Annotated in this window: 23 protein-coding genes, 1 tRNA gene and 1 pseudogene; 20 read left to right on the top strand and 5 right to left on the bottom strand. The window is 70.3% G+C overall.

Features of this window, described 5'->3' with window-relative positions; all coding sequences use genetic code 11:
* Window positions 1-100: 100 nt before the first annotated feature.
* The 10 genes from AB0L65_RS43230 (at window position 101) to araA (ending at window position 12589) form a co-directional block, all read left to right on the top strand.
* On the top strand, window positions 101-1612 hold the full coding sequence (locus AB0L65_RS43230) for a sugar ABC transporter ATP-binding protein (RefSeq protein ID WP_364258499.1): 1512 nt from the start codon (window positions 101-103) through the stop codon (window positions 1610-1612).
* Window positions 1609-2622 (top strand): ABC transporter permease, encoded by a 1014-nt coding sequence (locus AB0L65_RS43235; RefSeq protein WP_355204847.1) that lies wholly within the window; start codon window positions 1609-1611, stop codon window positions 2620-2622. Before AB0L65_RS43230 ends, AB0L65_RS43235 begins: the two co-directional genes overlap by 4 nt.
* The gene (gene yjfF / locus AB0L65_RS43240) at window positions 2619-3602 is read left to right on the top strand and encodes a galactofuranose ABC transporter, permease protein YjfF (protein WP_185078126.1); all 984 of its coding nucleotides are present in this window, start codon (window positions 2619-2621) and stop codon (window positions 3600-3602) included. The genes AB0L65_RS43235 and yjfF overlap by 4 nt, the downstream gene beginning before the upstream one ends.
* A gap of 193 nt (window positions 3603-3795) precedes the next feature.
* A complete protein-coding gene (gene chvE, locus AB0L65_RS43245) occupies window positions 3796-4911 on the top strand; it encodes a multiple monosaccharide ABC transporter substrate-binding protein (RefSeq protein ID WP_363966434.1) in 1116 nt (371 codons plus the stop codon).
* 59 nt (window positions 4912-4970) lie between these two features.
* Window positions 4971-6503: a multiple monosaccharide ABC transporter ATP-binding protein gene (gene mmsA, locus AB0L65_RS43250; RefSeq protein WP_364258504.1), complete on the top strand. Its 1533-nt coding sequence runs from the start codon at window positions 4971-4973 to the stop codon at window positions 6501-6503.
* Window positions 6500-7759, top strand: coding sequence for a multiple monosaccharide ABC transporter permease (mmsB, locus tag AB0L65_RS43255; RefSeq protein WP_364258507.1), 1260 nt, complete (start codon window positions 6500-6502; stop codon window positions 7757-7759). The genes mmsA and mmsB overlap by 4 nt, the downstream gene beginning before the upstream one ends.
* Window positions 7760-7822: 63 nt before the next feature.
* A complete protein-coding gene (locus AB0L65_RS43260; protein ID WP_364258815.1) occupies window positions 7823-8806 on the top strand; it encodes a LacI family DNA-binding transcriptional regulator in 984 nt (327 codons plus the stop codon).
* 59 nt (window positions 8807-8865) lie between these two features.
* Window positions 8866-10488 (top strand): ribulokinase, encoded by a 1623-nt coding sequence (gene araB / locus AB0L65_RS43265; RefSeq protein WP_363966628.1) that lies wholly within the window; start codon window positions 8866-8868, stop codon window positions 10486-10488.
* Window positions 10489-10490: 2 nt separating this feature from the next.
* Window positions 10491-11138, top strand: a complete 648-nt coding sequence (locus AB0L65_RS43270) for an L-ribulose-5-phosphate 4-epimerase (RefSeq protein ID WP_350741736.1) — start codon at window positions 10491-10493, stop codon at window positions 11136-11138.
* On the top strand, window positions 11135-12589 hold the full coding sequence (gene araA, locus AB0L65_RS43275) for an L-arabinose isomerase (protein ID WP_364258510.1): 1455 nt from the start codon (window positions 11135-11137) through the stop codon (window positions 12587-12589). Before AB0L65_RS43270 ends, araA begins: the two co-directional genes overlap by 4 nt.
* Here araA and AB0L65_RS43280 read toward each other — a convergent pair.
* On the bottom strand, window positions 12586-12930 hold the full coding sequence (locus AB0L65_RS43280) for a PLD nuclease N-terminal domain-containing protein (RefSeq protein ID WP_364258513.1): 345 nt from the start codon (window positions 12928-12930) through the stop codon (window positions 12586-12588). The genes araA and AB0L65_RS43280 overlap by 4 nt on opposite strands.
* A 79-nt stretch (window positions 12931-13009) precedes the next feature.
* Here AB0L65_RS43280 and AB0L65_RS43285 point away from each other — a divergent pair, with 79 nt between their 5' ends.
* From AB0L65_RS43285 to AB0L65_RS43295, 3 genes are all read left to right on the top strand, one after another.
* Entirely contained in the window at window positions 13010-14218 is a 1209-nt protein-coding gene (locus AB0L65_RS43285) for an FAD-binding protein (protein WP_364258516.1), read from the top strand.
* Window positions 14219-14309: 91 nt separating this feature from the next.
* Window positions 14310-15086: an LLM class flavin-dependent oxidoreductase gene (locus AB0L65_RS43290; protein WP_364258518.1), complete on the top strand. Its 777-nt coding sequence runs from the start codon at window positions 14310-14312 to the stop codon at window positions 15084-15086.
* Between the two features lie 35 nt (window positions 15087-15121).
* The gene (locus AB0L65_RS43295) at window positions 15122-15514 is read left to right on the top strand and encodes a DUF3224 domain-containing protein (RefSeq protein ID WP_350741746.1); all 393 of its coding nucleotides are present in this window, start codon (window positions 15122-15124) and stop codon (window positions 15512-15514) included.
* 46 nt (window positions 15515-15560) lie between these two features.
* On the opposite strand, the gene AB0L65_RS43300 is transcribed toward AB0L65_RS43295, so the two are convergent.
* A complete protein-coding gene (locus tag AB0L65_RS43300; RefSeq protein ID WP_364258521.1) occupies window positions 15561-16022 on the bottom strand; it encodes a MarR family transcriptional regulator in 462 nt (153 codons plus the stop codon).
* A 53-nt stretch (window positions 16023-16075) separates the two neighbouring features.
* Here AB0L65_RS43300 and AB0L65_RS43305 point away from each other — a divergent pair, with 53 nt between their 5' ends.
* The 3 genes and pseudogenes from AB0L65_RS43305 to AB0L65_RS43315 all read left to right on the top strand — a co-directional run bounded on the left by AB0L65_RS43305 (window position 16076) and on the right by AB0L65_RS43315 (window position 20321).
* Entirely contained in the window at window positions 16076-18202 is a 2127-nt protein-coding gene (locus tag AB0L65_RS43305; protein WP_364258523.1) for an LLM class flavin-dependent oxidoreductase, read from the top strand.
* A pseudogene (locus AB0L65_RS43310) lies at window positions 18203-19093 on the top strand (LLM class flavin-dependent oxidoreductase); the annotation flags it as partial.
* Window positions 19094-19232: 139 nt separating this feature from the next.
* A complete protein-coding gene (locus AB0L65_RS43315) occupies window positions 19233-20321 on the top strand; it encodes a class I SAM-dependent methyltransferase (RefSeq protein ID WP_364258526.1) in 1089 nt (362 codons plus the stop codon).
* A gap of 3 nt (window positions 20322-20324) precedes the next feature.
* On the opposite strand, the gene AB0L65_RS43320 is transcribed toward AB0L65_RS43315, so the two are convergent.
* Window positions 20325-21296, bottom strand: coding sequence for a helix-turn-helix domain-containing protein (locus AB0L65_RS43320; RefSeq protein ID WP_364258529.1), 972 nt, complete (start codon window positions 21294-21296; stop codon window positions 20325-20327).
* A 43-nt stretch (window positions 21297-21339) separates the two neighbouring features.
* Here AB0L65_RS43320 and AB0L65_RS43325 point away from each other — a divergent pair, with 43 nt between their 5' ends.
* The 3 genes from AB0L65_RS43325 (at window position 21340) to AB0L65_RS43335 (ending at window position 24488) form a co-directional block, all read left to right on the top strand.
* Window positions 21340-22359: a 3-oxoacyl-[acyl-carrier-protein] synthase III C-terminal domain-containing protein gene (locus AB0L65_RS43325; RefSeq protein WP_364258532.1), complete on the top strand. Its 1020-nt coding sequence runs from the start codon at window positions 21340-21342 to the stop codon at window positions 22357-22359.
* On the top strand, window positions 22356-22859 hold the full coding sequence (locus AB0L65_RS43330) for an isoprenylcysteine carboxylmethyltransferase family protein (RefSeq protein ID WP_355204800.1): 504 nt from the start codon (window positions 22356-22358) through the stop codon (window positions 22857-22859). Before AB0L65_RS43325 ends, AB0L65_RS43330 begins: the two co-directional genes overlap by 4 nt.
* Before the next feature lie 153 nt (window positions 22860-23012).
* Window positions 23013-24488 (top strand): von Willebrand factor type A domain-containing protein, encoded by a 1476-nt coding sequence (locus AB0L65_RS43335; protein WP_364258535.1) that lies wholly within the window; start codon window positions 23013-23015, stop codon window positions 24486-24488.
* Window positions 24489-24494: 6 nt separating this feature from the next.
* On the opposite strand, the gene AB0L65_RS43340 is transcribed toward AB0L65_RS43335, so the two are convergent.
* The gene (locus AB0L65_RS43340) at window positions 24495-24968 is read right to left on the bottom strand and encodes a hypothetical protein (protein WP_364258537.1); all 474 of its coding nucleotides are present in this window, start codon (window positions 24966-24968) and stop codon (window positions 24495-24497) included.
* Window positions 24969-25043: 75 nt separating this feature from the next.
* Window positions 25044-25727 carry a tRNA-dependent cyclodipeptide synthase gene (locus AB0L65_RS43345; RefSeq protein WP_364258540.1) on the bottom strand — a complete coding sequence of 228 codons (684 nt, stop codon included), beginning with the start codon at window positions 25725-25727 and terminating at the stop codon, window positions 25044-25046.
* A gap of 105 nt (window positions 25728-25832) precedes the next feature.
* Here AB0L65_RS43345 and AB0L65_RS43350 point away from each other — a divergent pair.
* Window positions 25833-25905, top strand: a tRNA-Ala gene (locus AB0L65_RS43350).
* The last annotated feature ends 44 nt before the right edge of the window (window positions 25906-25949 follow it).

The following is a 25949-nucleotide window of genomic DNA, read 5'->3' on the forward strand; positions in this document are numbered from 1 at the left end:
CGCGGTCGTCCTTCTGGACGCCCCCGGGCCCTGGACCGGGGCACCGGGGAGGCGTAGTGACGAGGCAAGGCGGCGGTTTCCCTGCCATATGAGGAGAGACATGGTCACACCCGCGCCGGTCCTGACGATGAGCGGGATCGGCAAGCAGTTCCCTGGCGTGAAGGCCCTGGACGGCGTCGACCTGCGGCTGCTACCGGGCGAGGTGCACGCGCTCATGGGAGAGAACGGCGCGGGCAAATCCACCCTGATCAAGGTGCTCACCGGCGTCCACCCCGCCGACGCGGGCACCATCGAGCTGGGCGGCGCGCCCGTCGCGTTCGGCAGCCCCCTGGAGGCGCAGCAGGCCGGCATCAGCACGGTCTACCAGGAGGTCAACCTCTGCACGAACCTCTCGGTGGCCGAGAACATCTTCATCGGCCGCGAGCCCCGGAAAAGGGGTCGCATCGACTGGAAACGGATGCGCGCCAGGGCCGCCGAGCTGCTGTCCCGGCTGGAGCTGAGCGTGGACGTGTCGGCGCCGCTGTCGACGTACTCGCTGGCCGTCCAGCAGATGGTGGCCATCGCGCGGGCGATCGACATCGAGGCGAGGGTGCTCATCCTGGACGAGCCCACCTCCAGCCTGGACGCCGACGAGGTCGAGCAGCTCTTCCGGGTGATGAGGCGGCTGAAGGAGGAGGGCATCGCCATCCTCTTCGTCTCCCACTTCCTCGACCAGATCTACGAGATCTCGGACCGCATGACGATCCTGCGCAACGGCAGGCTCGTCGGCGAGTACCTCACCGATCGGCTCCCGCAGGTCGAGCTGGTCGCCAAGATGATCGGCCAGGAGCTGGCCGCGCTGGAGCGGTTGCACGGCGAGGCCAAGGTCTTCGACCGGCCGCTGGTCGAGGCGCGCGAGCTGGGCCGGCCGGGGGCCATCGAGCCGTTCACGCTCACGATCCACGAGGGCGAGGTGGTGGGTCTGGCCGGGCTGCTCGGCTCCGGCCGTACGGAGATCGCGCGGCTGCTGTTCGGCGCCGACCACGCGGGCACGGGCGAGATCGCGGTCGGCGGGACCCCGGCGTCGTTGCGCACGCCACGCGCGGCCATGAACCACAAGATCGCGTTCTGCTCCGAGAACCGCAAGGCCGACGGTCTCATCCCCGACCTGACCGTGCGCGAGAACATCATCCTCGCCCTCCAGGCCACCAGGGGCTGGACCAGGCCGGTGCCGCGCGAGCAGCAGGACGAGCTGGTCGGCAGGTACGTCAAGGCCCTGAAGATCAGCCCGCCCAACCCCGAGCACCTCGTACGCAACCTCAGCGGCGGCAACCAGCAGAAGGTCGTGCTGGCCAGATGGCTCATCCTCGAGCCGCGCCTGCTCATCCTGGACGAGCCCACCCGGGGCATCGACGTCGGGGCGAAGACCGAGATCCAGCGACTGGTGGCCGAGCTGTCCGACGGCGGCATGGCGGTGCTGTTCATCTCGGCCGAGCTGGAGGAGGTGCTGCGGCTCAGCCACAAGGTCGAGGTGCTGCGCGACCGGCGGCTGGTGGCCGAGCTGCCCAACGACGACGAGCTCACCACGGACGTGCTCATGGAAACGATCGCGAGCGGAGGCCGGACCTCATGAGACGGCTGCTCTGGCCGGTGGTGGTCCTCGTACTGCTGCTGGCGCTGAACGTGTTCTTCACGCCCAGCTTCTTCTCGATCCAGGTCAGGGAAGGCCACCTGTACGGGAGCCTGATCGACATCCTGCGCTTCGGCGCCCCGCTGATCCTGGTCTCGCTCGGGATGACGCTGGTCATCGCCACCGGCGGCATCGACCTGTCGGTGGGCTCGGTGGTGGCGATCTCGGGGGCGCTGGCCTGCCTGCAGATCAGCGAGGACGCGAGCGTGTTCACCGCCGTGGCGGCGGCGCTGGGGCTCTGCCTGGTGCTGGGCGCCTGGAACGGGTTCCTGGTCGCGACCGTCGGCATCCAGCCGATCATCGCCACGCTCATCCTCATGGTGGCCGGGCGCGGCCTGGCCCAGCTCATCACGGACGGGCAGATCATCACCGTCAACAGCCCGGCGTACAAGGTGATCGGCGGCGGCTACTGGCTGACCGTGCCGTTCGGCATCATCATCGTGCTCGGCGTGCTGGCGATCACGGCGTTCCTCACCCGGCGGCTGGCGCTGGGCATGCTGATCGAGTCGGTCGGCGGCAACGCCGAGGCCAGCCGGCTGGCGGGCATCAGGGCGCGCGGGATCATCATCATGGTGTACGCGTTCGCCGCGCTGTGCGCGGGCGTGGCCGGGCTGATGATCAGCTCGAACGTCTCCAGCGCCGACGGCAACAACGCCGGCCTGTGGATCGAGCTGGACGCCATCCTGGCCGTCGTGATCGGCGGCACGTCGCTGTCCGGCGGCCGGTTCTCGCTCGGCGGCACCGTGCTGGGCGCGCTGATCATCCAGACCCTGACCACGACGATCTACTCGATCGGCGTGCCACCGGAGACCACGCTGCTGTTCAAGGCGCTGGTCGTGACGGCGGTCTGCCTCATCCAGTCCCCGTCCTTCCGCGAGAAGGCGTTCCGCAGACGCGGCCGCGCCGCGCCCGCCGGTCCGGTGGCCGAGGAGAAGGTGCGAGTGACCACATGAGCACGCTGACGATCGGGCGGGCGAGCGTGCCCGCCAAGTATTTGCCGGTCCTCGTGACCGGGTGCCTGTTCCTGGCCATGTTCGTGGTCGGCGGGATCCGCTACGAGGGGTTCGCCAGCGGGCAGGTGGTGCTCAACGTCTTCATCGACAACGCCTTCCTGCTGGTGGTGGCCGTCGGGATGACGTTCGTGATCCTGACCGGGGGCATCGACCTGTCGGTGGGGTCGGTGGTGGCGCTGTCCACGATGATCTCGGCCAGCCTCATGGCGGGGCCGGGGTGGCCGCCGTACCTGGTGATCCCGCTGGTGCTGGTCATCGGGTCGGGGCTGGGGCTGGTGATGGGGTACATCGTGCACGCCTTCGACATCCAGCCGTTCATCGTGACGCTGGCGGGCATGTTCCTGGCGCGGGGGCTGTGTTACACGATCGGCACGGACTCGATCCCGATCAACGATCCCACCTTCACGGCGTTCGCGCAGGCGAGGATCGACCTGTTCGCCGACATGTGGATATCACCCAGTGTGATCGTCGCCGTGGTGGTCGTGCTGGTGGCGGCGTACGTGCTGCACTACACCCGCCTCGGCCGCGCGGTGTACGCGACCGGCGGCAGCGAGCAGTCCGCGCTGCTGATGGGGCTGCCCGTGGGCCGGACGAAGATCGCGGTCTACACGATCAGCGGGTTCTGCTCGGCGCTGGGCGGCGTGCTGCTGTCGTTCTACATGCTCTCCGGTTACGGGCTGCACGCCGTGGGCATGGAGCTGGACGCGATCGCGGCGGTCGTCATCGGCGGCACCCTGCTGACCGGCGGCAGCGGCTTCCTGCTGGGCACGGTCCTGGGGGTGCTCGTGCTGGGCCTGATCCAGACGATCATCAGTTTCGAGGGGACACTGTCCTCATGGTGGACCAAGATCTTCATCGGAATGTTGCTCTTCGTCTTCATCTTGCTGCAGCGCCTGTTTTCAGCCCGATCGAGGCGCTGACCTGCCGGGGAAAGTTACTCGAAAGTTTCCGGTAGGTTATGCGCGCCCGTTGACACGAGCGTTGTTAGCGATAACAATCGGCGGAAGTGAACGAGAATTATGTTCTGATTCGTTACTTTGTGTAATCGAATCCCTCGCTCTACCGGCAGCCGCCGCGTCCAGCGCTGCCGGACCCCCATCGCAAGGAGATGACATGAGGTTGGGACGAATCGGGGGCGTGGTATCCGTCATCGCGCTCGCCGCGACGATGACGGCCTGCGGATCGAGCACGAAGACCGTCGACGCCCAGGCCTCCGCCTCGGCCTCCGCCGGCAGCGGGGGCGCCCTGATCGGCGTCACCATGCCCACGAAGTCGTCGGAGCGCTGGATCCACGACGGCGACAACGTCAAGCAGCAGCTGGAGAAGCTGGGCTACAAGGTCGACCTCCAGTACGCGGAGAACGACATCCCGACGCAGGCCAACCAGATCGAGAACCAGATCACCAAGGGCGCCAAGCTCCTGATCATCGCCTCGATCGACGGCACCGCCATCACCTCCCAGCTCCAGCAGGCCGCCGACAACAAGATCCCGGTCATCGCCTATGACCGTCTGATCCGCAACAGCCCGAACGTCGACTACTACGCCACGTTCGACAACTTCAAGGTCGGCGTGCAGCAGGCGACCTCGCTGCTCAAGGGCCTCGGCGTCGAGGACGGCAAGAAGGGCCCGTTCAACGTCGAGCTGTTCGGCGGCTCGCCCGACGACAACAACGCCACGTTCTTCTGGAACGGCGCCATGTCGGTGCTCAAGCCGAAGATCGACGACGGCACCCTGAAGATCGCGAGCGGTCAGACCGACTTCAAGCAGGCCGCCATCCTGCGGTGGGACCCCGCCACGGCGCAGAAGCGCATGGAGGACATCCTCACCAAGACCTACGGCGGCAAGAAGGTGGACGGCGTGCTGTCGCCGTACGACGGTCTATCGATCGGCATCCTGTCGGCGCTCAAGAGCTCCGGCTACGGCACCAGCGGCCAGCCGTACCCGATCGTGACCGGCCAGGACGCCGAGCTCGCGTCGGTGAAGTCGATCATCGCCGGTGAGCAGTACTCCACCATCTTCAAGGACACCCGCAAGCTCGCCGAGCAGACGGTGAAGATGGCCGACTCCGTGCTCAAGGGCCAGAAGCCCGAGGTCAACAACGAGAAGGACTACGACAACGGCAACAAGGTCGTCCCGTCGTACCTGCTCGACCCGGTGATCGTGGACAAGAGCAACTACAAGGAAGTCATCATCGGCGGCAACTACTACACCGAGGACCAGCTCAAGTAAGGGCCAGAGCCCCGGGGACCCCAGAAGTCCCCGGGGCTTCCTCTCTGAGCGAGGGATATATGACCGAGCACATCTTGCGGATGAGCGGGATCACCAAGACGTTCCCCGGTGTCAAGGCGCTGCAGAACGTCAACCTGTCGGTCCGGCGGGGCGAGATCCACGCGATCTGCGGCGAGAACGGCGCCGGCAAGTCGACGCTGATGAAGGTGCTTTCCGGGGTCTACCCGCACGGCGAGTACGAGGGCGAGATCACCTTCGAGGGCAGGACGGTCGAGTTCGGCGGCATCCGCGACAGCGAGCACGCCGGCATCGTCATCATCCACCAGGAGCTGGCGCTCAGCCCGCAGCTGTCGATCGCCGAGAACATCTTCCTCGGCAACGAGCGCGCCAAGCGCGGCTTCATCGACTGGAACCGCACCAACTACGAGGCCGGCGAGCTGATGAAGCGGGTCGGCCTGCGCGAGAACCCGACGACGCCGATCTCCGACATCGGCGTGGGCAAGCAGCAGCTCGTCGAGATCGCCAAGGCGCTCTCGAAGGAGGTGAGGCTGCTCATCCTCGACGAGCCGACCGCCGCCCTCAACGACGACGACTCGGCCCACCTGCTCGACCTGCTGCGCGGCCTGCGGGACGAGGGCATCACCTGCGTGATCATCTCTCACAAGCTGAACGAGGTCACCGCCATCGCCGACTCCGTCACGATCATCCGCGACGGGCAGACGATCGAGACTCTCGACATGGCCACCGACGACGTCACCGAGGACCGCATCATCGCCGGCATGGTCGGCCGGGCGCTCGACAACCGCTTCCCGCCGCACGAGCCGACCATCGGCGACGAGGTGCTGCGCATCGAGGACTGGACGGTCTACAGCCCCAGCCAGCCGGGCCGGAAGGTGGTCGACGGGGCCGCCCTCACGCTGCGCCGGGGCGAGATCGTCGGCCTCGCGGGGCTGATGGGCGCCGGGCGCACCGAGCTGGCGATGAGCGTGTTCGGGCGCGCGTACGGGGTGCACATCTCCGGCAAGATCTTCAAGGACGGCAAGCCGATCGAGATCCGCAACGTGCAGGACGCGATCAAGCACGGCATCGCCTACGCCACCGAGGACCGCAAGCGGTACGGCCTCAACCTCATCGAGGACATCAAGCGCAACATCTCGGCGGCCGGGCTCACCGGGCTGTCCAAGCGCGGCTGGGTCAACGAGAACGAGGAGTACAAGGTCGCCGAGCAGTTCCACAAGAGCATGAACATCAAGGCGCCCACGGTCAACAGCATCGTGGGCAAGCTGAGCGGCGGCAACCAGCAGAAGGTCGTGCTCTCGAAGTGGATCCTGACCGAGCCGGACGTGCTCATCCTCGACGAGCCCACCAGAGGCATCGACGTCGGCGCCAAGTACGAGATCTACACGATCATCAACCGGCTGGCCGACCAGGGCAAGGCCGTGCTCGTGATCTCCTCTGAGCTGCCCGAGCTGATCGGTCTGTGCGACCGCGTCTACACCCTCTCCGAGGGCCGGATCACCGGCGAGGTGCCGCGCCAGGAGGCCACCCAGGAACACCTCATGTACCTGATGACCAAGGGACAGGAAAAATGAGTAGCATCACGCCCACCGACGTGGAGGTCGGCGCCAAGGGCGACGGGGGAGCTCCACGGCAGCCGGGCCGGGTGTCGCTCGGCGGAGTGTCGCTCAACCTGCGATCCAGCGGCATCTACATCGCCTTCGCGCTGATCGTCGTGCTGTTCTCGGTGCTGACCGACGGCGCGATGCTCACGCCGCAGAACATCTCCAACATCATCGTCCAGAACTCCTACGTCCTGATCCTCGCGATCGGCATGATCCTGATCATCATCGCCGGGCACATCGACCTGTCGGTCGGCTCGGTGGTGGCCGTCACGGGAGCCCTGGCGGCCGTGCTCATGGTGAACATGGGCTGGCCCTGGCCGCTGGCCCTGCTCGTCACGCTGGTGGCCGGGGCGCTCATCGGGGCCTGGCAGGGCTACTGGATCGCGTACTTCGGCATCCCGGCGTTCATCGTGACGCTGGCCGGCATGCTGCTGTTCAGGGCGCTGACCCTGACCGTGCTGGGCAACCAGGGCATCGGCCCGTTCCCCGACCAGGTCCGCACGCTGGCCAACGGCTTCACCAACGGCTACCTCAAGAACGTCGGCCTCGGCCCGCTCGGCGGCGCCGACCTGTTCAGCCTGCTGATCGGCATCGTGGCCATCGCCGGCATGGCGGTCTCCCAGTGGCGCACCCGCAACGCGCGCCAGGGCTACGGGCAGGCCGTGGAGCCGATGGCGCTGTTCGTGCTGAAGCTGGCGGCCGGGGCCGCGCTGATCCTCTTCCTGGTCGTGCAGCTCGCCCGCTTCAAGAACCTCCCGTGGGTGCTGGTGCTGCTGGCGGTGCTCGTGCTCGGCTACTCGCTGATGGCCAACCGCACGGTCTTCGGCCGGCAGATCTACGCCATCGGCGGCAACCTCCAGGCGGCGGTCATGTCCGGCGTGAAGGTCAAGTCGGTGGTCTTCTGGATCTTCGTCAACATGGGCGTGCTGTCGGCCATCGCCGGCATCATCTTCGCCGGCCGGCTCAACCAGGCGGGTCCCACCGCCGGTAACAGCTTCGAGCTGGACGCCATCGCCGCGGCCTTCATCGGCGGCGCGGCCGTCCAGGGCGGCGTCGGCAAGGTGGTCGGCGCCATCACCGGCGGTCTGATCATGGCGGTCATCAACAACGGCATGTCCCTGATCGGCTCGCCCAGCGAGCGGGTCATGCTCGTCAAGGGAGCGGTCCTCCTGGCGGCCGTCGCGTTCGACGTGTGGACCAAGCGCAGGGCAGGTGCCGCGCGTTAGTAAGATCCCCTGAGCCCAGCGAAAGGAGAGACCGTGACGACCCCCAAGCGCCGCATGCCGGTCATGGCCGATGTGGCCAAGGAGGCGGGCGTGTCGCACCAGACGGTCTCCCGGGTGCTCAACGACCACCCGAACGTCCGGGCGGACACCCGCGCCCGGGTGGAGGAGGCGATCACCCGGCTGGGCTACCGACGTAACCTGGTCGCCCGCGCCCTGGTCACCAAGCGGTCGAGGACGCTCGGCGTGGTGAGCTTCGACACCACGCTGTACGGCCCGGCCAGCACGATCTACGGCATCGAGCAGGCGGCCAGGACCGCGGGCTACTTCGTGAGCATCGTCAGCCTGAAGTCGATCGACGCGGCCAGCGTGCGCGACGCCATCGACTACCTCGCCGAGCAGGGCGTGGACGGGGTCGTGGTGGTCGCGCCGCAGCGCTCGGCCGGGCGCGCACTGGAGAACCTGCCGAGCGGCATGCCGGCGGTCGCGGTCGAGGGCACTCACGCCGCCGACGTGTCGGTGGTCTGCATCGACCAGGTGCAAGGTGCCAGGCTCGCCACCCGCCACCTTCTGGAGCTGGGCCACGAGACCGTCTGGCACGTCAGCGGCGCCCCCGACTGGCTGGAGACCGAGGGCCGGATCGAGGGCTGGCGTGCGGCTCTGGAGGAGGCGGGCCGTCCGGTGCCCGAGCCGCTGGCCGGAGACTGGAGCCCGCGCGCGGGTTACGAGGCCGGCAAGAGCCTGGCGGCGATGGAGGGCGTCACGGCCGTGTTCGCCGGCAACGACCAGATGGCGCTCGGCGTGCTGCGCGCGCTCAGCGAGGCGGGCGTGCGGGTGCCCGACCAGATCAGCGTGGTGGGCTTCGACGACATCCCCGAGTCGGAGTTCTTCTCGCCGCCGCTCACCACGGTCAGGCAGGACTTCGACGTGGTGGGCAGGCACTGCATCGAGGTGCTGCTGCGCCAGATCGACGCCGGGCCCACCGCGTACGAGCGCCTGGTCGTCCCTCCCAGCTTCGTGGTGAGGTCGAGTACCTCGCAGCGGCGGTAGATGATGTGCATGCCACAGAAGAAAATCCCCTGGAGTGCAATGTGAACGCTAACAGTTACGTGGTCGGAGTCGACTTCGGCACGCTCTCGGGGCGTGCCGTCGTCGTCCGCGTGAGTGACGGCGCGGAGCTGGGCAGCGCCGTCCACGAGTACGCCCACCGCGTCATCGAGCACAGCCTGCCGGGATCCGACGAGAGGCTGGGCCCGGACTGGGCGCTGCAGTCGCCGCAGGACTGGATCGACGTGCTGAAGATCGCCGTACCCCAGGCGGTCGCCGCCTCGGGCGTCGCGCCCGAGCAGATCATCGGCATCGGCACCGACTTCACCGCCTGCACCGTGCTGCCCACGACGGCGGACGGCACGCCGCTGTGCGTCGAGACCCCGTCCGAGCCGCACGCGTGGCCGAAGCTGTGGAAGCACCACGCCGCGCAGTCGCACGCCGACCGGATCAACGAGCTGGCCGCTCGCCGGGGGGAGAGCTGGCTGCCGCGTTACGGGGGCAAGATCTCCTCGGAGTGGGAGTTCGCCAAGGGCCTGCAGGTCCTGGAGGAGGCCCCCGAGGTGTACGCCAGGGCCGAGCGCTGGATCGAGGCCGCCGACTGGATCATCTGGCAGCTCACCGGCGTCGAGAGCCGCAACATCTGCACTGTGGGATACAAGGGGATCTTCCAGGACGGCTCCTACCCGTCCGAGGAGTTCCTCGCCGAGCTCAACCCCGGATTCGCCGGGTTCGCGAGCAAGCTCGCCACCGGTCAGGTCGGCGACCAGGTCAACGGCACCACGCTGGCCCCGCTCGGCGGCCTCGCCGGGCGCCTGACCGCGCAGGCCGCGCAGTGGACCGGCCTGTCCGAGGGTGCGGCCGTGGCCGTCGGCAACGTGGACGCGCACGTCACCTCGGCCGCCGCCGACGCCGTCGGGCCCGGCCAGATGGTGGCCATCATGGGCACCTCCACCTGCCACATCATGCCCAGCGACCAGCTCGCCGAGGTGCCCGGCATGTGCGGCGTCGTACGCGACGGCATCGTGCCCGGCCTCTGGGGCTACGAGGCCGGCCAGTCCGCGGTCGGCGACATCTTCGCCTGGTTCGTGGACAACTTCGGGGGCGACCTCGACCACGAGAGCCTGACCGCGCTGGCCGAGAAGCAGGCGGTCGGCGAGCACGGGCTGGTCGCGCTCGACTGGTTCGGCGGCAACCGCTCGGTGCTCGTGGACCACAACCTCTCCGGCGTGATCATCGGCCAGACCCTGGCCACCAAGCCCGAGGACGTCTACCGGGCGCTCATCGAGTCCACCGCGTTCGGCGCCCGGATGATCGTGGAGACGTTCGAGAAGTCGGGCGTGCCGGTCGAGGAGTTCGTGGTCGCCGGCGGCCTGCTGAAGAACCGCTTCCTCATGCAGGTCTACGCCGACGTGCTGCGCCGCCCGCTGTCGGTCATCGGCTCCGACCAGGGCCCCGCGCTCGGCTCGGCCATCCACGCGGCCGTCGCCGCCGGCGCCTACCCGGGCATCCAGGAGGCCGCCGCGGCCATGGGCAAGCGCACCGAGGCCGCGTACGTGCCCGACGAGGCCAGTGCCGACGCCTACGACCGGCTCTACGCCGAGTACCACAGGCTCCACGACTTCTTCGGGGACGGAAAGATGCTGCACACCCTCCGCGCGATCAGGAACGAGGCCCAGGCATGAGCATGAGGAAGATCGTCGCCGACCTGCACGCGGAGCTGGTCCGCTACAACCTGGTCGTCTGGACCGCGGGCAACGTCTCGGGCCGGGTCCCGGGCGAGGACCTGTTCGTCATCAAGCCGTCCGGGGTCTCGTACGACGAGCTGACCCCGGAGAACATGGTCGTGTGCGACCTCGACGGCAACCTCGTGGAGGGTGAGCACTCGCCGTCCAGCGACACCGCCGCGCACGCGTACGTCTACCGCAACATGCCCGACGTCGGCGGCGTCGTGCACACCCACTCCACCTACGCCTCCGCCTGGGCGGCGCGCGGCGAGGCCATCCCCTGCGTGCTGACCGCGATGGCCGACGAGTTCGGCGGCGAGATCCCCCTCGGCCCGTTCGCGCTGATCGGCGACGACTCGATCGGCCAGGGCATCGTCGAGACGCTCAAGGGCCACCGCTCCAAGGCCGTCCTCATGCAGAACCACGGCGTGTTCAGCATCGGCAAGGACCCGAAGGCGGCCGTGAAGGCCGCCGTCATGTGCGAGGACGTGGCCCGCACCGTCCACGTGGCCAGGCAGCTCGGCGAGCCGCTGCCGATCCCGCAGGACGACATCGACCGCCTGTACGACCGCTATCAGAACGTCTACGGACAGAGGAGCCCGCGTTGAAGATCTGGTTTCTGACCGGCAGCCAGGGGCTGTACGGCGAGGACACGCTGCGCCAGGTGGCCGAGCAGTCTCAGCGGATCGCCGAGCAGCTGCCCATGCCCGTCGAGTGGAAGCCCGTGCTCACTGACGCGGCGGCGATCAGGCGCGTGATGCTGGAGGCCAACGCCGACGACTCGTGCGCCGGCGTGATCGCGTGGATGCACACGTTCTCCCCGGCCAAGATGTGGATCGCGGGGCTCGACGCGCTGCGCAAGCCGCTGCTGCACCTGCACACGCAGGCCAACGTGGAGCTCCCGTGGAGCACCATCGACATGGACTTCATGAACCTCAACCAGGCGGCGCACGGCGACCGCGAGTTCGGGTTCGTGCAGACGCGGCTGGGCGTGCCGCGCAAGACCGTGGCCGGGCACGTCAGCGACCCGTCCGTGGGCGAGCGCATCCTGACCTGGGTGCGGGCCGCCAAGGGCCTGGCCGAGGTGCGCACGCTGAAGCTGGCCCGCTTCGGCGACAACATGCGCGACGTGGCGGTCACCGAGGGCGACAAGGTCGAGGCGCAGCTCCGCTTCGGCGTCTCGGTCAACACGTACGGCGTGAACGACCTGGTGGAGGCCGTGGACGCGGCCTCGGACGCGGACGTGACGGCGCTGGTCAAGGAGTACGCCGAGCAGTACAACGTCGCTCCCGAGCTGCTCGGCGAGCGCAACGAGTCGCTGCGCTACGCGGCCAGGATCGAGCTGGGCCTGCGCGGCTTCCTGGAGGCGGGCGGCTTCAAGGCGTTCACCACGAACTTCGAGGACCTCGGCGGCCTGCGCCAGCTCCCCGGCCTGGCCGTGCAGCGGCTCATGGCCGACGGGTACGGCTTCGGCGGCGAGGGCGACTGGAAGACCTCGGTCCTCCTGCGCACCCTGAAGTCCATGGCGCCCGGCGGCACCTCGTTCATGGAGGACTACACCTACGACCTGTCGCCCGGCCAGGAGCTCATCCTGGGCGCGCACATGCTGGAGGTCTGCCCCTCGATCGCCTCCGGCACGCCGTCGTGCGAGATCCACCCGCTGGGCATCGGCAACCGGGAGGACCCGGTCCGGCTCGTGTTCGACGCCGAGCCCGGCCCCGGCATCGTGGTGGGCCTGGCCGACATGGGTGACCGGTTCCGGCTGGTGGCCAACGAGATCGACCTCGTGGCCCCGCCCCAGCCGCTGCCCAAGCTGCCGGTCGCCCGCGCGGTCTGGAACCCCCGTCCCAACCTGCGTACGTCCACGGAGTCGTGGCTCACGGCGGGCGCGCCGCACCACACGGTGCTCTCCACGGCGATCGGCCGCGCGGAGCTGACCGACCTGGCCGACATGCTCGGCGTGGAGCTGCTGATCATCGACGCCGACACGACGACCGAGCGGTTCACCAAGGAGATCCGCTGGAACCAGGCGTACTACCGCCTGGCCCAGGGCTTCTAGTCCTCGGGCGGTTTCTTGGGGGCGTTCCTGCGCTGCTCCTCGGCGCGTTCGCGGCAGCGGCGCAGGAACTCCTCGTCGTCGTCCGGGTTGCCGGCGGCGAAGCGGCCCGGGCGGTCGTACTCGGGGAACGCGCTCGGCCGTGTGGCTGACTGCGACCGGTCCGGGCGGCCCGCCACCAGCCAGGCGATGGAGCCGATCAGCGGGAACAGCAGCACGACGATCACCCAGACGATCTTCGGCAGGTTCCTGCAGAGCACGTCGGGCGTGGTGATCGCGTCGAAGAGGCAGTAGAGCCAGAGCACGAGCGTGACAAGGCCGATGGCCTCGGACAGGTAGAGCACGGACACCTCCGTCAGCGGCTCACGAAAGCTAGCGGCACCCGGGCAGGGCTGACAAGGTGGTTTGTGGGAAGGTAATGCCGTGACGCTGACCAATTGGGCGGGAAACACCGCATTTCGGGCGCAAAATGTCCATCACCCGACCTCGCTCGACGAGCTCCAGCGGCTCGTCTCGGCCGGCTCCCGCGTGCGGGCGCTGGGGAGCGGCCACTCGTTCAACGACGTCGCGGACACCGACGGCGACCTCGTCGTGCTCGACCGGATGCCGGACGCGGTGGAGATCGACAGCGCGGCGGCCACGGCGCGGGTCCCCGCGCGCATGACGTACGCGCGGCTCGCGCCGCAGGTGCACTGGGCCGGGTTCGCGCTGGCGAACATGGCCTCGCTGCCGCACATCTCCGTGGCCGGCTCGGTCGCGACCGGCACGCACGGCTCCGGCGATGCCATCCCCGGCCTGGCCTCGGCCGTGTCCTCGCTCGACCTCGTCACCGCCGACGGCTCCGTGCTCACCCTCTCCCGCGGCGACGCCGACTTCCCCGGCGCGGTGGTGGCCCTCGGCGCGCTCGGCGTCGTCACCTCGCTGACCCTCGACCTGGTGCCGGCCTTCGAGCTGCGCCAGTACGTACGCGAGGGCCTGACCGTGGCCGCGCTCGCCGACTTCGACCAGATCATGTCCGCCGCCTACAGCGTCAGCCTCTTCACCGACTGGCGCGACACCCGCGTCTGGCTGAAGAGCACCGAGGAGCTGACCGACGCCGACTGGCACGGCACCACCCCGGCCGACGGCCCCCGCCACCCCCTGCCCGCGATGTCGGCGGAGAACTGCACGGTCCAGCTCGGCGTGCCCGGGCCGTGGCACGAGCGGCTGCCGCACTTCCGGCCGGACGCCGAGCCGAGCGGCGCGGGCAACGAGCTGCAGTCGGAGCTCATCCTGCCCCGGGAGCACGCGGTCAAGGCGCTGCGCGAGCTGTACGCGATCGGCGACCGGATCCGGCCCGTCCTGCAGATCTCCGAGGTGCGCTCGATCGCGCCCGACGACCTGTGGCTGAGTCCCTTCCGCGGTCGCGACAGCGTCGGCATCCACTTCACCTGGATCAGGGACGTGGCCGCGGTGCTGCCGGTGCTGGAGCTGGTGGAGGAGACGCTGGCGCCGTTCGCGCCCAGGCCGCACTGGGGCAAGCTGTTCACCCGCCGGCCCGAGTGCCCCGGCGAGTTCCGCTCGCTGGCACGGCGGCTCGACCCCGAGGGCAAGTTCGCCAACGACTTCACGCGGATACTGCTGCAGGAGTAGCACTCTCGCGCGGGCGTGCGCCCCCGGATGTAGGAGACCACCGGTCCGGGGGACGATGTCGCCGGGACGCGGATCCGCGATCGTTGGTGGCATGACCGATCACCCGTTCAGGTTCGGCGCGGTCGCCGGACATGCCACCGACGCCGGCGCGTGGACCGGCCTGGCCCGCAGGGCGGAGAGCCTCGGCTACTCGACGCTGCTGGTCCCCGACACGCTCGGCACGCTGTCGCCCTTCGTCGCCGCCGCCGTGGCCGCGACGGCCACGACGACCCTGCGCGTCGGCACGTTCGTGCTGAGCGCCGCCAACCGGACTCCCGAGGCCGTGGCGTGGGAGACCGCCACCCTGCACGCGCTCACCGACGGGCGCTTCGAGCTCGGCCTGGGCGCCGGCCGCCCGGACGCGGAGCGGGACGCCGCGGCGCTCGGCGTCGGGTACGGCACGCCCGGCCAGCGCATCGAGCGCGTCGCCCGGACGATCGAAGCGGTCAAGGACGTACGCGTCCTGGTCGCCGCGTCCGGGACCAGGCTCCTCAAGCTCGCCGCCCAGAAGGCGGACACCGTGGCGCTCGGCCTGCCGCCGCACTACACGGAGGATCAGGTGGCGGCGAAGCTGGACGAGCTGTACGAGCTGGCCGGCGACCGCTTCCACGACCTGGAGCTCAGCATGAACCTCGCGGCCGCCGGAGCCGAGCCGCCCTCCTGGCTGAACGTCCCGGCCGGCGGCACCGGAGTCCTGCTGGGCACCGCGGACGAGATGGCGGACACGCTCCGCAGGCGCCGCGACCGGCTCGGCGTCTCGTACGTGTCGGTGAACGCCCAGTACCTGGACGAGTTCGCGCCGGTGGTGGAACGCCTCACCGGTACCTGACGGGACCTGACAGGTATGACCGGCACGATGGAGCCATGACCGCCAAGGGAACCTTCGACACCGCAGGCTGGGACGCCAAAGCACCGTTCGTGGAGCGTGACGGCGTCTCGATCGGGCTCGTGACCATGTCCAAGACCTTCCACGGGGACCTGACGGCCACCAGCGTCGTCCACCTGCTGACGGCCTCGACGCAGGTCGAGGACTCGAGGTCGTACGTGGCGCTGGAGCGCATCGAGGGCACCCTCGACGGCCTCGCGGGGGCCTTCGTCGTGCAGCACAACGCGGTCAGCGACCGCGGCGAGCGGTCGCTGAGAATCTCGGTCGTCCCCGACTCGGCGACGGGGGAGTTGCGGGGGCTCAGGGGCGAGATGGACATCATCATCGCCCCTGACGGCTCGCACTCCTACACCTTCGACTTCACCCTCTGAAGCGCCACGCGTGCCAGCCGTAGGTCAGGGGAAGTCGCCGATCGTCCTATGCGTGGTGCTCCTCATCCGTGAGCCGGCCCAGCACGGTCTCGGCGATGGCGCCCAGCGCCTCCAGCTGGGCCGGGGTCAGCACGTCGACGACGTAGCGCCGTACGGCCCTCTCGTGGTGGAGCCTGGCCTCGGCGGCGAGCCGGCGGCCCTCCTCGGTGACCCGGATGACCGACCCCCGGTTGTCCTCCTCGCACTCGGCGCGCGTGACCAGCCCGCGCTGCTCCATACGCCGTAGCTGGTGGGACAGCCGGCTCTTCTCCCATGCCAGCCCGCACCGCAGCGCCAGCGCCCGCATCGACTCGTCGGGCGACTCGGTCAGGTGGGCGAGGATCTCGTAGTCGGCCTCCGACAGGCCGGTGGCCCCGGCGAGCTCCCGGTTGATCCGTCCGGTGAGCTGCACGCGCATGCGCTGATAGCTGGCCCACTGGGCCGCCTGACGGGTGGAGAGCGTGGACATGTCGACAGTCTAGTATGGTTGATGCATCAACCTAATTCTGTCGAGAGGCTCGGATGAACTACGGCCATCCACTGACGTTCGGCACGTTCATCACCCCCGGAGCCGACCCCGGAGCCGATGCCGTGTCGCTGGCGGTCCGGAGTGAGGAACTGGGGTACGACCTGGTCACCTTTCCGGATCATCCGGACACCTTCGACACGTGGACGCTTCTGTCATGGGTGGCCGGACGGACCTCGCGGGTGGGCCTGTCGGCCAACGTCCTGGACCTCGCGCTGCGCCCGCCCGCCGTGCTCGCCCGCGCGGCGGTCAGCCTCGACCTGCTGTCCGGCGGCCGGCTGTCGCTCGCGCTGGGCGCCGGTCAGGGGACCGGCGAGGCGATCGACGTGATCCGCGGCATGTGGGACGAGGACGGCGGGCCGCTGCGGTTCGACGGCGAGCACTACCGGCTCGGGGGCGCGCAGCCGGGGCCGCCGGCCGCGCACGACGTGCCGATCTGGCTGGGCGCGGGCGACGCGCGGGCGCTGCGGCTGGTGGGGGAGCGGGCGGACGGCTGGCTGGTGTCCCTCGACGAACGCGGACCGGATCGGATCAGGGCCGGGAACAAGCTCATCGACGAGGCCGCGATGGCGGCCGGGCGCGATCCCCGGGAGATCCGCCGGCTGGTCAACGTCCCGGCGCAGTCCGGTGTGGCAGACCTCCTCCCGCTGGCCGTCGAGGACGGGATCGGGACGTTCATCCTCATGTCGGACGACCCGGAGGCCGTCGAGCGGTTCGCCCTGGAGGTGGCGCCCGCGCTGCGCGAGGCCGTGGGACCGACCGGCCGTCAGCTGCGCCGCGCCTCCGTGCGCGCCGTGCGGCGAGCCGGGATCGACTACGACCTGGTGCCCGCGTCCCTCCCGGTGATCGAGCCGGGCGACCCGGGGTATTCGCGGGTCAGGTCGACGTACCTGCGGGGCGGGGCGCCGGGGCTGGTCATCCGGCCGGGCGACGCCGGCCAGGTGGCCGAGGCGCTGGCGTTCGCGCGGGCCCACCCGCACCTGCCGTTGGGGGTGCGCAGCGGCGGGCACGGGATCAGCGGCCGCTCCACCAACGACGGCGGCATCGTCGTCGACGTGTCCGGGCTCGACTCCATCGAGGTGCTCGACCGGGCGAACCGCCTGGTCAGGATCGGACCCGGCGCGCGCTGGACGGACGTCGCCGCGGCCCTGGAGCCGTACGGGTGGGCGCTCAGCTCCGGCGACTACGGCGGGGTCGGGGTCGGCGGCCTGGCCACCGCCGGCGGCCTCGGGTTCCTGGCCCGCGACCACGGCCTGACCATCGACCACCTGCGCGCCGTCGAGATGGTGCTCGCCGACGGCTCGGTGGTGCGGGCGAGCGAGGCGGAGAACGCGGACCTGTTCTGGGCGGTACGCGGCGCGGGCGCGAACTTCGGCGTCGTCACGGCGTTCGAGTTCGAGGTGGACGAGGTCGGCGACGTCGGGTGGGCGCAGCTCGTCATGGACGCCCGGGACACGGCCACGTTCCTCGAGAGATGGGGCGCGGTCCAGGAGTCGGCCCCGCGCGACCTCACGAGCTTCCTCATCGTGAGCCCGCCGCGCGCCGGACGTCCGGCGACCGGGCACGTGATGGCCATGGTCAACGCGGGCGTGCCGGAGACCGTCATCGACCGGCTCCAGCCGATGGCGGACATCGCCCCGCTGCTCGACCAGCAGGTCGTGATCACCTCGTACGCCGCCGTCATGGCCAACGCGGCCGGCGACGGCCACAACGGCCAGGGGGAGCCGGTCACCCGCTCCGGGCTGGTCGAGCACCTCACCCCGGAGTTCGCCGCCGCCGCGGCGCGGCTGATCCACAGCGGCGCGGTCTACTTCTTCCAGATCCGCTCGGTCGGCGGCGCGGTGGCCGACGTCCCCGCGGAGGCCACCGCCTACGCCCACCGCTCCGCCAATTTCTCGGTCATCGCTTTCGGGGCGAACCGGCAGCGGGTGGACAAGGAATGGGCCCGGCTGGAGCCGTACGTCAACGGCCTCTACCTCAGCTTCGAGACCGACGGGCGGCCCGAGCGGCTGGGCGACGCGTTCCCGCCGGGCACCCTGCGACGGTTGCGCGAGCTCAAGGCACGGTACGACCCGGACAACGTCTTCCGCGACAACTTCAACATCCGACCTGAGGAGTCATAGATGACCGACTACGGGCACGACCTGCTGTTCGGCGCGTTCGTCACCCCCACGGCGCAGCCCGCCACCCACGCGGTGGAGGTGGCCGTGGCGGCCGACCGCGCCGGCCTGGACCTGGTGACGTTCCAGGATCATCCGTACCAGCCCAAGTTCCTCGACACCTGGACCCTGCTGTCCTACGTCGCCGCCCGCACCGAGCGCGTCCGGCTCAGCGGCAACGTGCTCAACCTGCCGCTGCGGCACCCGGCCGTGCTGGCCCGCAGCGCGGCCAGCCTCGACCTGCTCAGCGGCGGCCGCTTCGAGCTGGGCATCGGCGCGGGCGGGTTCTGGGACGCCATCGAGGCCATGGGCGGCCGGCGGCTGTCCCCCGGCCAGGCCGTGGACGCGCTGGAGGAGGCGATCCGGATCTTCCGCGAGATCTGGGCGGCCGACGAGCCGGGCGGTGTCCGGGTGGACGGAGAGTACTACCAGGTCAAAGGCGCCAAACGCGGCCCGGCCCCGGCCCATGACATCGGGATCTGGCTCGGCGCCTACAAGCCGAAGATGCTCAAGCTGACCGGCCGCGCCGCCGACGGCTGGCTGCCGTCGCTGTCCTACCTGCAGGGCGGCCCCGGGGACATCACAGAGGGGAACAAGCACATCGACGAGGCCGCGCTGTCCGCCGGCCGCTCGCCCGCCGATGTACGCCGGCTGCTGAACCTCTCGGGCCGTTTCGCGAGCTCCAGCCGCGGCCTGCTCGACGGGCCGCCGGACCAGTGGGCGGAAGAGCTCGCCGGCCTCGCCCTGGACCACGGCGTCAGCACGTTCATCCTGATGGCGGACGAACCCTCGGTGGTGGAGCTGTTCGCGGCCGAGGTCGCTCCGGCCACCCGCGAGCTCGTCACCGCCGAACGCGAAAAATGACCTCCGGGTGCTCAGGGGGCGCTGATGGCCGCCTGGACGGTGGCCAGGTCGCCGAGGACGACCTCGTGGAGGCACTGTTGCCGTAAATGGGTGGCCGCGCGGGCACGGCATGTGAAACGGTCGGGTTCTGATGATCCACTGGACCGAGGCAGGGCAGGAACGGTCGGCGATCTGGCGTTCGGCGCTGGGAGCGCCGCCACCCAGGCGGGTGGTCACCGCCGACGACCGGATGACGGCCGACACCGCTTACCGGCTGGCCTGCGAGGGCACCGCGCTGCTCTGGCAGGGCGACTTCCAGAACGCCCGCCAGCTGCTGTCGGCCATGGGGCGCCGGTGCAAGCCCGCCGCCCCCGGCGCCGGGTTCCACCGCTACCGCCAGGCCCGGTCCCAGCGCGCCCGCACGCTGGGCATGCTGCTCGTCCCGTTCGCGGAAGACCACGTGGTGCCGCTGCGCAGGGCGCCGGACGTGCGCGAGGCGTGCGCCGAGGTGTACGGCGCCGAGGCCCCTCCGGCGGTCGGCCAGCTGCGCGAGCTGCTCGGCCTGATCGGGGCCCACGAATGGCGGCACAAGGGTGTCTACGTCCCCGCGCTCGAGGCCCGCGTCCACCCGCACCACGGCGTGTTCTCGCCGATCAGGGGCGAGTACGTCGACCTGGTCGCGCGGGCGCCGCTGCCGGAGGACCGCCGGCTGGCCTTCGACATCGGCACCGGCACCGGCGTGCTGGCCGCCGTGCTTGCCAGGCGGGGCGTGCACCGGGTCGTGGCCACCGACCTCGACCAGAGCTCCGTCGAGTGCGCCGAGGACAACCTCGCCCGCCTCGGGCTGGACGACCGGGTGGAGGTCGTGCGCGCCGACCTCTTCCCGCCCGGCCGGGCGCCGCTGGTCGTGTGCAACCCGCCGTGGTTGCCCGCCAAGCCGGTCTCGCCCCTCGACCAGGCCGTCTACGATCCCGGCGGTCGGATGCTGGCCGGGTTCCTCGACGGTCTCGCCGGGCATCTGGAGCCGGGCGGCGAAGGCTGGCTCATCCTCTCCGACCTGGCCGAGCACCTCGGCCTGCGCACCAGGGCGGACCTGCCGGCCGCGTTCGAGCGGGCGGGGCTGCGCGTGGCCGGGCGCCTGGACGTCCCGCCCCGGCACCACCGGCCGAAGGACGAGCAGGACCCGCTGCACGAGGCCCGCGCCGCCGAGATCACCTCCCTGTGGAGGCTCACGACCTGAGGGTCACGCGCTGAAGGCCCGCCGGTACGCCGACGGCGACGTCCGCATGGCCCGCGTGAAGTGGTGCCGGAACGTCACCGCGCTCTCGAACCCGACCGCAGCCCCGATCTCCTCCACCGGCGCCCCGGTGGACTCCAGCATCGGCAGGCTGGCCGCCACCCGCTGCGAGATCACCCACCGCAGCGGGCTGGTGCCGGTCTGCCGCTTGAAGTGCCTGATGAACGAGCGCTCCGACATGTGCGCCACCCTGGCCAGGTCCGCCACGGCGATCGGCCCGGCCAGGTGCTCCAGGGCCCACGACATCGCCCTGGCCACCCCGCCGTCGTCCGCCACCGGCGTCACGGCGGCCTGGATGAACTGCGCCTGACCGCCCTCCCGGTGCGGCGGTATGACCAGGCGGCGGGCCACAGTGTTGGCCACGTTCGGCCCGTGGTCGCCGCGTACGAGGTGGACCAGCAGGTCGAGGCCCGCCGCGCTGCCCGCGCTGGTCAGCACGTCGCCGCCGTCCACGTACAGGACCGAGGGGTTGACCCGGACGAGCGGGAAGCGCTCCTGGAGCAGCTCGGCGTACTTCCAGTGGGTGGTGGCCTCGCGCCCGTCCAGCAGCCCGGCCGCCGCCAGCGCGAACGCGCCCGAGCAGATCGACACCAGGCGCGCGCCGCGCGCGTGCGCGAGCCGCAGCGCGGACACGAGCGCGCCGGAGACCTCGCCGCGCACGTCCGCCACCCCCGGCACGATCACCGTGTCGGCCTCGGCCAGCACGTCCAGCCCGTGCGCCGCCTGCATGGTGAACCCGCCCACCACCCGCAGCGGCTCCGGCGTCTCCGCGCACACCGCGAGCGAGTACCAGGGGAGGTCCAGCTCGGGCCGGGCCAGCCCGAAGAACTCCACGACGCAGCCGAGCTCGAACGGCGCCATGCCGTCGAACGCCAGCACGGCCACCCGGTGTGGCCGGGAGGGAGACGGCAGGAGCATGCCTCGCATGTTAGCCCCAGCCTTTCAGCGGCAAGAGAGGTATATGCATATATCGGCTGTGCAGACCGTTTTGCCGGATCATCGCTACGCGCAGGTGGAGATCACCGAGGCGTTCTCCCGGCTGACCGACTGCGACGAGGAGCTGCTGCGCCGATTCCATGCGGCGGCCGGCGTGGAGGGCCGCAATCTCGCGCTCCCGCTGGCCGACTACACCAAGCTCGACTCCTTCGCCCGCGCGAACGACATCTACCTCGAAACCGCCCTCGACCTGACAGAACAGGCCGTCAAGGGCGCCCTGAACAAGGCCGGCGTGCGCCCGGAGCGGGTCGATCACCTGCTGCTCTGCTCGACCACCGGCATCGCCACGCCCTCGCTCGACGCCAGGCTGGCCCAGCGGGTGGGGTTGCGGCCGGACGTCAAGCGGGTGCCCGTGTTCGGCCTCGGGTGCGCGGCGGGCGCGTCGGGGCTGTCGCGCCTGCACGACTACCTGCGCGGCTGGCCCGACCACGTCGCGATGCTGGTGTGCGTCGAGCTGTGCTCGCTGACGATCCAGCGGAACGACACCTCGGTCGCGAACCTGGTGGCCAGCGCCCTGTTCGGGGACGGCGCGGCGGCCGTCGTGGCGACCGGGCGCGGCCAGGGCCCCGAGGTCGTCGCCACCCGCAGCCGGCTCTATCCGGACACCGAGCACCTCATGGGCTGGGAGGTCGGGCCGCACGGGTTCCGGATCGTGCTGGACCCGGACCTGACCACGTTCGTGGAGCAGGTGCTGGCCGGTGACATCAAGGCGTTCCTGGCGGACTACGGCCTGACCCCCGGGCAGGTCGCCACCTGGGTCTGCCATCCCGGCGGCCCCAAGGTCATCGAGACCATCGCGCGCACCCTCGACCTGCCTCCCAAGGCGCTCGACGTGACCTGGCGGTCGCTGCGCGAGCACGGCAACCTGTCCTCGGTCTCGGTGCTCCACGTGCTCCAGGAGACGCGGGGCCGGCCGGACGCGCCCGCTGTGCTCCTCGCGCTGGGTCCGGGGTTCTCCGCCGAGTTGTTGCTGCTGCACTGGTGAGCGCGTACCTCGTCCTGATCGGGCTGGTCGCGCTGGAGCGGCTGGCCGAGCTGGCGGTGGCCCGCCGCAACCTGGCCTGGGCCAGGTCCAGGGGCGGCGTCGAGTACGGCCGGCGGCACTACCCCTGGATCGTCCTGGCCCACGCGGCGCTCCTCGGGGCGGCGCCCGCCGAGGTGTGGCTGCTCGGCCGCCCCTTCGTCCCGTGGCTGGGCTGGCCGATGCTGGCGGTCGTCGTCCTGGCCCAGGGGCTGCGCTGGTGGTGCGTCGGCACGCTGGGCAGGCAGTGGAACACCCGCGTGGTCGTGGTGCCGGGGATGCCGCTGGTGCACCGGGGGCCGTACCGGTGGCTGCGGCACCCCAACTACGTGGCCGTGGTCGCCGAGGGCCTCGCGCTGCCGCTGGTGCACTCGGCCTGGCTCACCGCGACGGCCTTCGCCGCCGCCAACGCGGTGCTGCTCACCGTACGGGTGCGGGTCGAGGACGCGGCATTGTCACGCTAGGGCCACAGCCCGACGGCCCGGACGCACTCCTCGTCACCCCGGCTGTCGCGGCTGTCACGACTGATCACGCGTCGATCGCGGTTTGTGCTCGCTTACGTCACCGGCTCGGCCTGGGCAGATCAAGTTCCGTCGTAGGGCATGGAGGTGGTTGCAATGAAATTTCGCCCTTTAGCGGCGGGAATCGGCATTGTTGCGCTGCTCGCCCTCTCTGCGTGCGGAGGCGGCTCCGGAAGCTCGACCAGCGGTGAACGCGCGGCGAAAGCCCCGGCGAACGCGGAACCGGCCCCGGTCCGCCCGTCCGCGTCACCCGCCAAGACGAACGGCGAGGAGGACACGACCACGGCCCAGATCTCCACGTTCGCCCTAGACGTGGACACGGCCTCGTACGGTTACGCCCGGCAGACCCTCCAGGGAGGCCGCTGGCCCGCGCCCGGCGAGATCCGCCCGGAGGAGTGGATCAACGCGTTCCGGCAGGACTACGCGCCGCCGTCGGACGACGGCTTCGCGGTGCACGTGGACGGCGCGAAGCTGCCGGAGCGCGACCAGGCGATCCTGCGCGTGGGCCTGCAGACGCGCGGTTCGGACGCGGCGGCGCGGCGGCCCGCCAACCTCACGTTCGTCGTGGACGTGTCCGGCTCGATGGCCGAGACCGGGCGGCTGGACCTGGTCAAGTCTGCCCTGCTCAAACTGCTCGATCAGCTCGCGCCCGGCGACCAGGTGTCGATCGTGTCCTTCAGCGACGACGCCGAGGTGCTGGCGTCGATGACCCCGCTGACCGCGCGGCAGGAGCTGCGCGACGCGGTGAACGAGCTGACCGTCTCGGGCGGCACGAACCTCTCGGCCGGGCTCGTCACCGGCTACCAGGAGGCGTCCAAGGCGTTCCGTCCCGCCGCCACGAACCGGGTCATCCTGCTCTCCGACGGCCTGGCCAACCAGGGCTCCACCGAGTGGCGTACCATCCTCGACCAGGTCAAGGAGTACGCGGGCAAGCAGGTCACGCTGCTCACCGTCGGCGTCGGCCGCGACTACGGCGACGAGCTGATGGAGCAGCTCGCCGACAACGGCGACGGCATGGCCGTGTACGTCAGCAGCCAGGAGGAGGCCGACAAGGTCTTCACCACGCAGCTTCCCGCGAACATCGAGCTGCGGGCGCGCGACGCCAAGGCGCAGGTGGTCTTCAACCCGTCGGTGGTGGAGAGCTACCAGCTCATCGGGTACGAGAACCGCGCGCTGAACACGGAAGACTTCCGCGACGACACCCAGGACGGCGGCGAGATCGGCCCCGGCCACTCGGTCACCGCGCTCTACTCGCTGCGTCTCAAGCCGGGCGCCGACGGGCAGCTCGCCCAGGCCACCGTGCGCTGGCAGGACCCCGACACCCGGTCCGCCTCCGAGGCGAGCGAGTCGCTGCGGGCCGGCGAGCTGGCCGCGTCGCTGGACAAGGCGCCGGTCAGGTTCCAGGTGGACGTGGTGGTGGCCGCGTTCGCGGTCTACCTGCGGGACCGCAAGGCGTTCGGCATGGACCTGCCCGAGCTCAAGGAGCGGGCCGCCCGGCTGGCGCCGGCCACTGAGGACCCGATGGTGACGGAGCTGGTCCAGCTCATCGACCAGGCCCGGTCGGTGGGGTAAGGGGCTTCAGCCGAGTATGGGGGCGGCGGTGGCGGAGCTGTAGTAGAAGTCGTACATCGCCTGGGCGAACCCGTCCTTCGACACGTGCGCCACCTTGTTGCCGCGCAGCCGATCGAAGGACGCCCGTGACGCCGCCCCCGCCACGTCGTACGCCGACCACAGGCGCAGGAACTCGGCCCGGTCGAGCCGGTCGTCACCGTCGTCGTCGAGCGCGTCCCAGAGGGCGTCGGTGATCGGCCTGACCACGTTGGCCACGAACTCGGCGCGGTCGAGCTCCGGGGCCAGCGCGTAGCCGATGTAGGACTCCCTGCTGATGCGACCCTCGGGGTCGGTGCCGATGTTGTGGACGGCGTACTGCCAGACCCGCTCGTACGCGTCCGAGACCCGCTGCGCGCCCTGCCCGGAGAGCCCGAGCCGGGCGCACAGCGCGGAGGCGACCACGATCATGTCGCGGTGGTCGAGGTAGCCGTTGTGATCCATGTCGCTCGTGTCGAACGCATGTCCAGCATTTCGAGCATCCGCATCCATAGCCTGCCACTTCTGGTGACGATGTGTTTACAGAGTGTCACTGAAATGGTCGGCGGGGCGGGCTGCCTGTGTCAATGCGGTGGAGACGAATCCCTGCGCGGATGCCGGCCGCACCGGCAGCAGGCCGGCGTAGAGCAGGTCCACCATCGGCATCGGCCGGGGGTAGCAGAACACCGACGAGCCCGTGCCGAGGATCGACGGGGTGTCGATCACGAAGGGCAGCTCGGCCAGGAGGAACGGCAGGGCGTTCTCGGCCTGCTCGCGGGTGAGCTCCGGCGCGCCGACGATCGGCCGTACCGCGTCCATGCAGTGCTCCCTGAAGACCGGGTCGGTGGCGAACAGCCGCTCCAGCCTCGTCCGCGCGCCGTCGTAGGCCGGGACGGAGGCCAGCTCGTTCCAGTCGAACACGGTGGCGTTGGGCGGGTCGAGGGCGTCGAGCGCGCGGATCACCCGGTTGCGCGTGTTGTTGGCCGCCGCCCTCGCCTTGGCCCCGGCCTTGGCCTCCGGACACCCCCTGGCGACCAGCGTCCCGGCCAGCTCGACGCCGGGCACGAGGACGTGCACCCGGGCGAACGTCCGGGTCGCCCAGTCGAGCAGGTGTCTGATGGTGCGGGGGGTGAAGTACCCGTTGAGCGCGCTGACGCCGATCACGGCATGCTCGCGGCGGTCGAGGAGCTGGGCGCATCGCGGGGTCAGGGGTAGTGGTCGCACGCTGGGCACGGCAACGGACAGTAGCAAGCTTTTACCCTGCGTATGCTTACTTTTTAACGTGTGCTTGAAGGGTCCGTAAGTCGGATACACTCGTACACGCAGCAAGGGGCTATGGCGCAGTTGGTAGCGCGCCTCCATGGCATGGAGGAGGTCTGGGGTTCGAATCCCCATAGCTCCACCCCGACCTGGCCGCCTCTACCCCACTTCGATGGGTAGGGGCGG

The sequence above is a fragment of the Nonomuraea sp. NPDC052116 genome, from assembly GCF_040680035.1.
Taxonomy (GTDB): Bacteria; Actinomycetota; Actinomycetes; order Streptosporangiales; family Streptosporangiaceae; genus Nonomuraea; species Nonomuraea angiospora_A.

Coding starts and splice junctions, on each gene's coding strand:
- AB0L65_RS43230 (WP_364258499.1), top strand. CDS start 101: ATGGTCACACCCGCGCCGGTCCTGACGATGAGCGGGATCGGCAAGCAG.
- AB0L65_RS43340 (WP_364258537.1), bottom strand. CDS start 24,968: ATGGATCACAACGGCTACCTCGACCACCGCGACATGATCGTGGTCGCC.
- AB0L65_RS43325 (WP_364258532.1), top strand. CDS start 21,340: ATGCATATATCGGCTGTGCAGACCGTTTTGCCGGATCATCGCTACGCG.
- AB0L65_RS43260 (WP_364258815.1), top strand. CDS start 7,823: ATGGCCGATGTGGCCAAGGAGGCGGGCGTGTCGCACCAGACGGTCTCC.
- AB0L65_RS43295 (WP_350741746.1), top strand. CDS start 15,122: ATGACCGCCAAGGGAACCTTCGACACCGCAGGCTGGGACGCCAAAGCA.
- yjfF (WP_185078126.1), top strand. CDS start 2,619: ATGAGCACGCTGACGATCGGGCGGGCGAGCGTGCCCGCCAAGTATTTG.
- mmsA (WP_364258504.1), top strand. CDS start 4,971: ATGACCGAGCACATCTTGCGGATGAGCGGGATCACCAAGACGTTCCCC.
- AB0L65_RS43235 (WP_355204847.1), top strand. CDS start 1,609: ATGAGACGGCTGCTCTGGCCGGTGGTGGTCCTCGTACTGCTGCTGGCG.
- AB0L65_RS43335 (WP_364258535.1), top strand. CDS start 23,013: ATGAAATTTCGCCCTTTAGCGGCGGGAATCGGCATTGTTGCGCTGCTC.
- AB0L65_RS43270 (WP_350741736.1), top strand. CDS start 10,491: ATGAGGAAGATCGTCGCCGACCTGCACGCGGAGCTGGTCCGCTACAAC.
- AB0L65_RS43320 (WP_364258529.1), bottom strand. CDS start 21,296: ATGCTCCTGCCGTCTCCCTCCCGGCCACACCGGGTGGCCGTGCTGGCG.
- AB0L65_RS43300 (WP_364258521.1), bottom strand. CDS start 16,022: ATGTCCACGCTCTCCACCCGTCAGGCGGCCCAGTGGGCCAGCTATCAG.
- AB0L65_RS43315 (WP_364258526.1), top strand. CDS start 19,233: ATGATCCACTGGACCGAGGCAGGGCAGGAACGGTCGGCGATCTGGCGT.
- chvE (WP_363966434.1), top strand. CDS start 3,796: ATGAGGTTGGGACGAATCGGGGGCGTGGTATCCGTCATCGCGCTCGCC.
- AB0L65_RS43305 (WP_364258523.1), top strand. CDS start 16,076: ATGAACTACGGCCATCCACTGACGTTCGGCACGTTCATCACCCCCGGA.
- mmsB (WP_364258507.1), top strand. CDS start 6,500: ATGAGTAGCATCACGCCCACCGACGTGGAGGTCGGCGCCAAGGGCGAC.
- AB0L65_RS43290 (WP_364258518.1), top strand. CDS start 14,310: ATGACCGATCACCCGTTCAGGTTCGGCGCGGTCGCCGGACATGCCACC.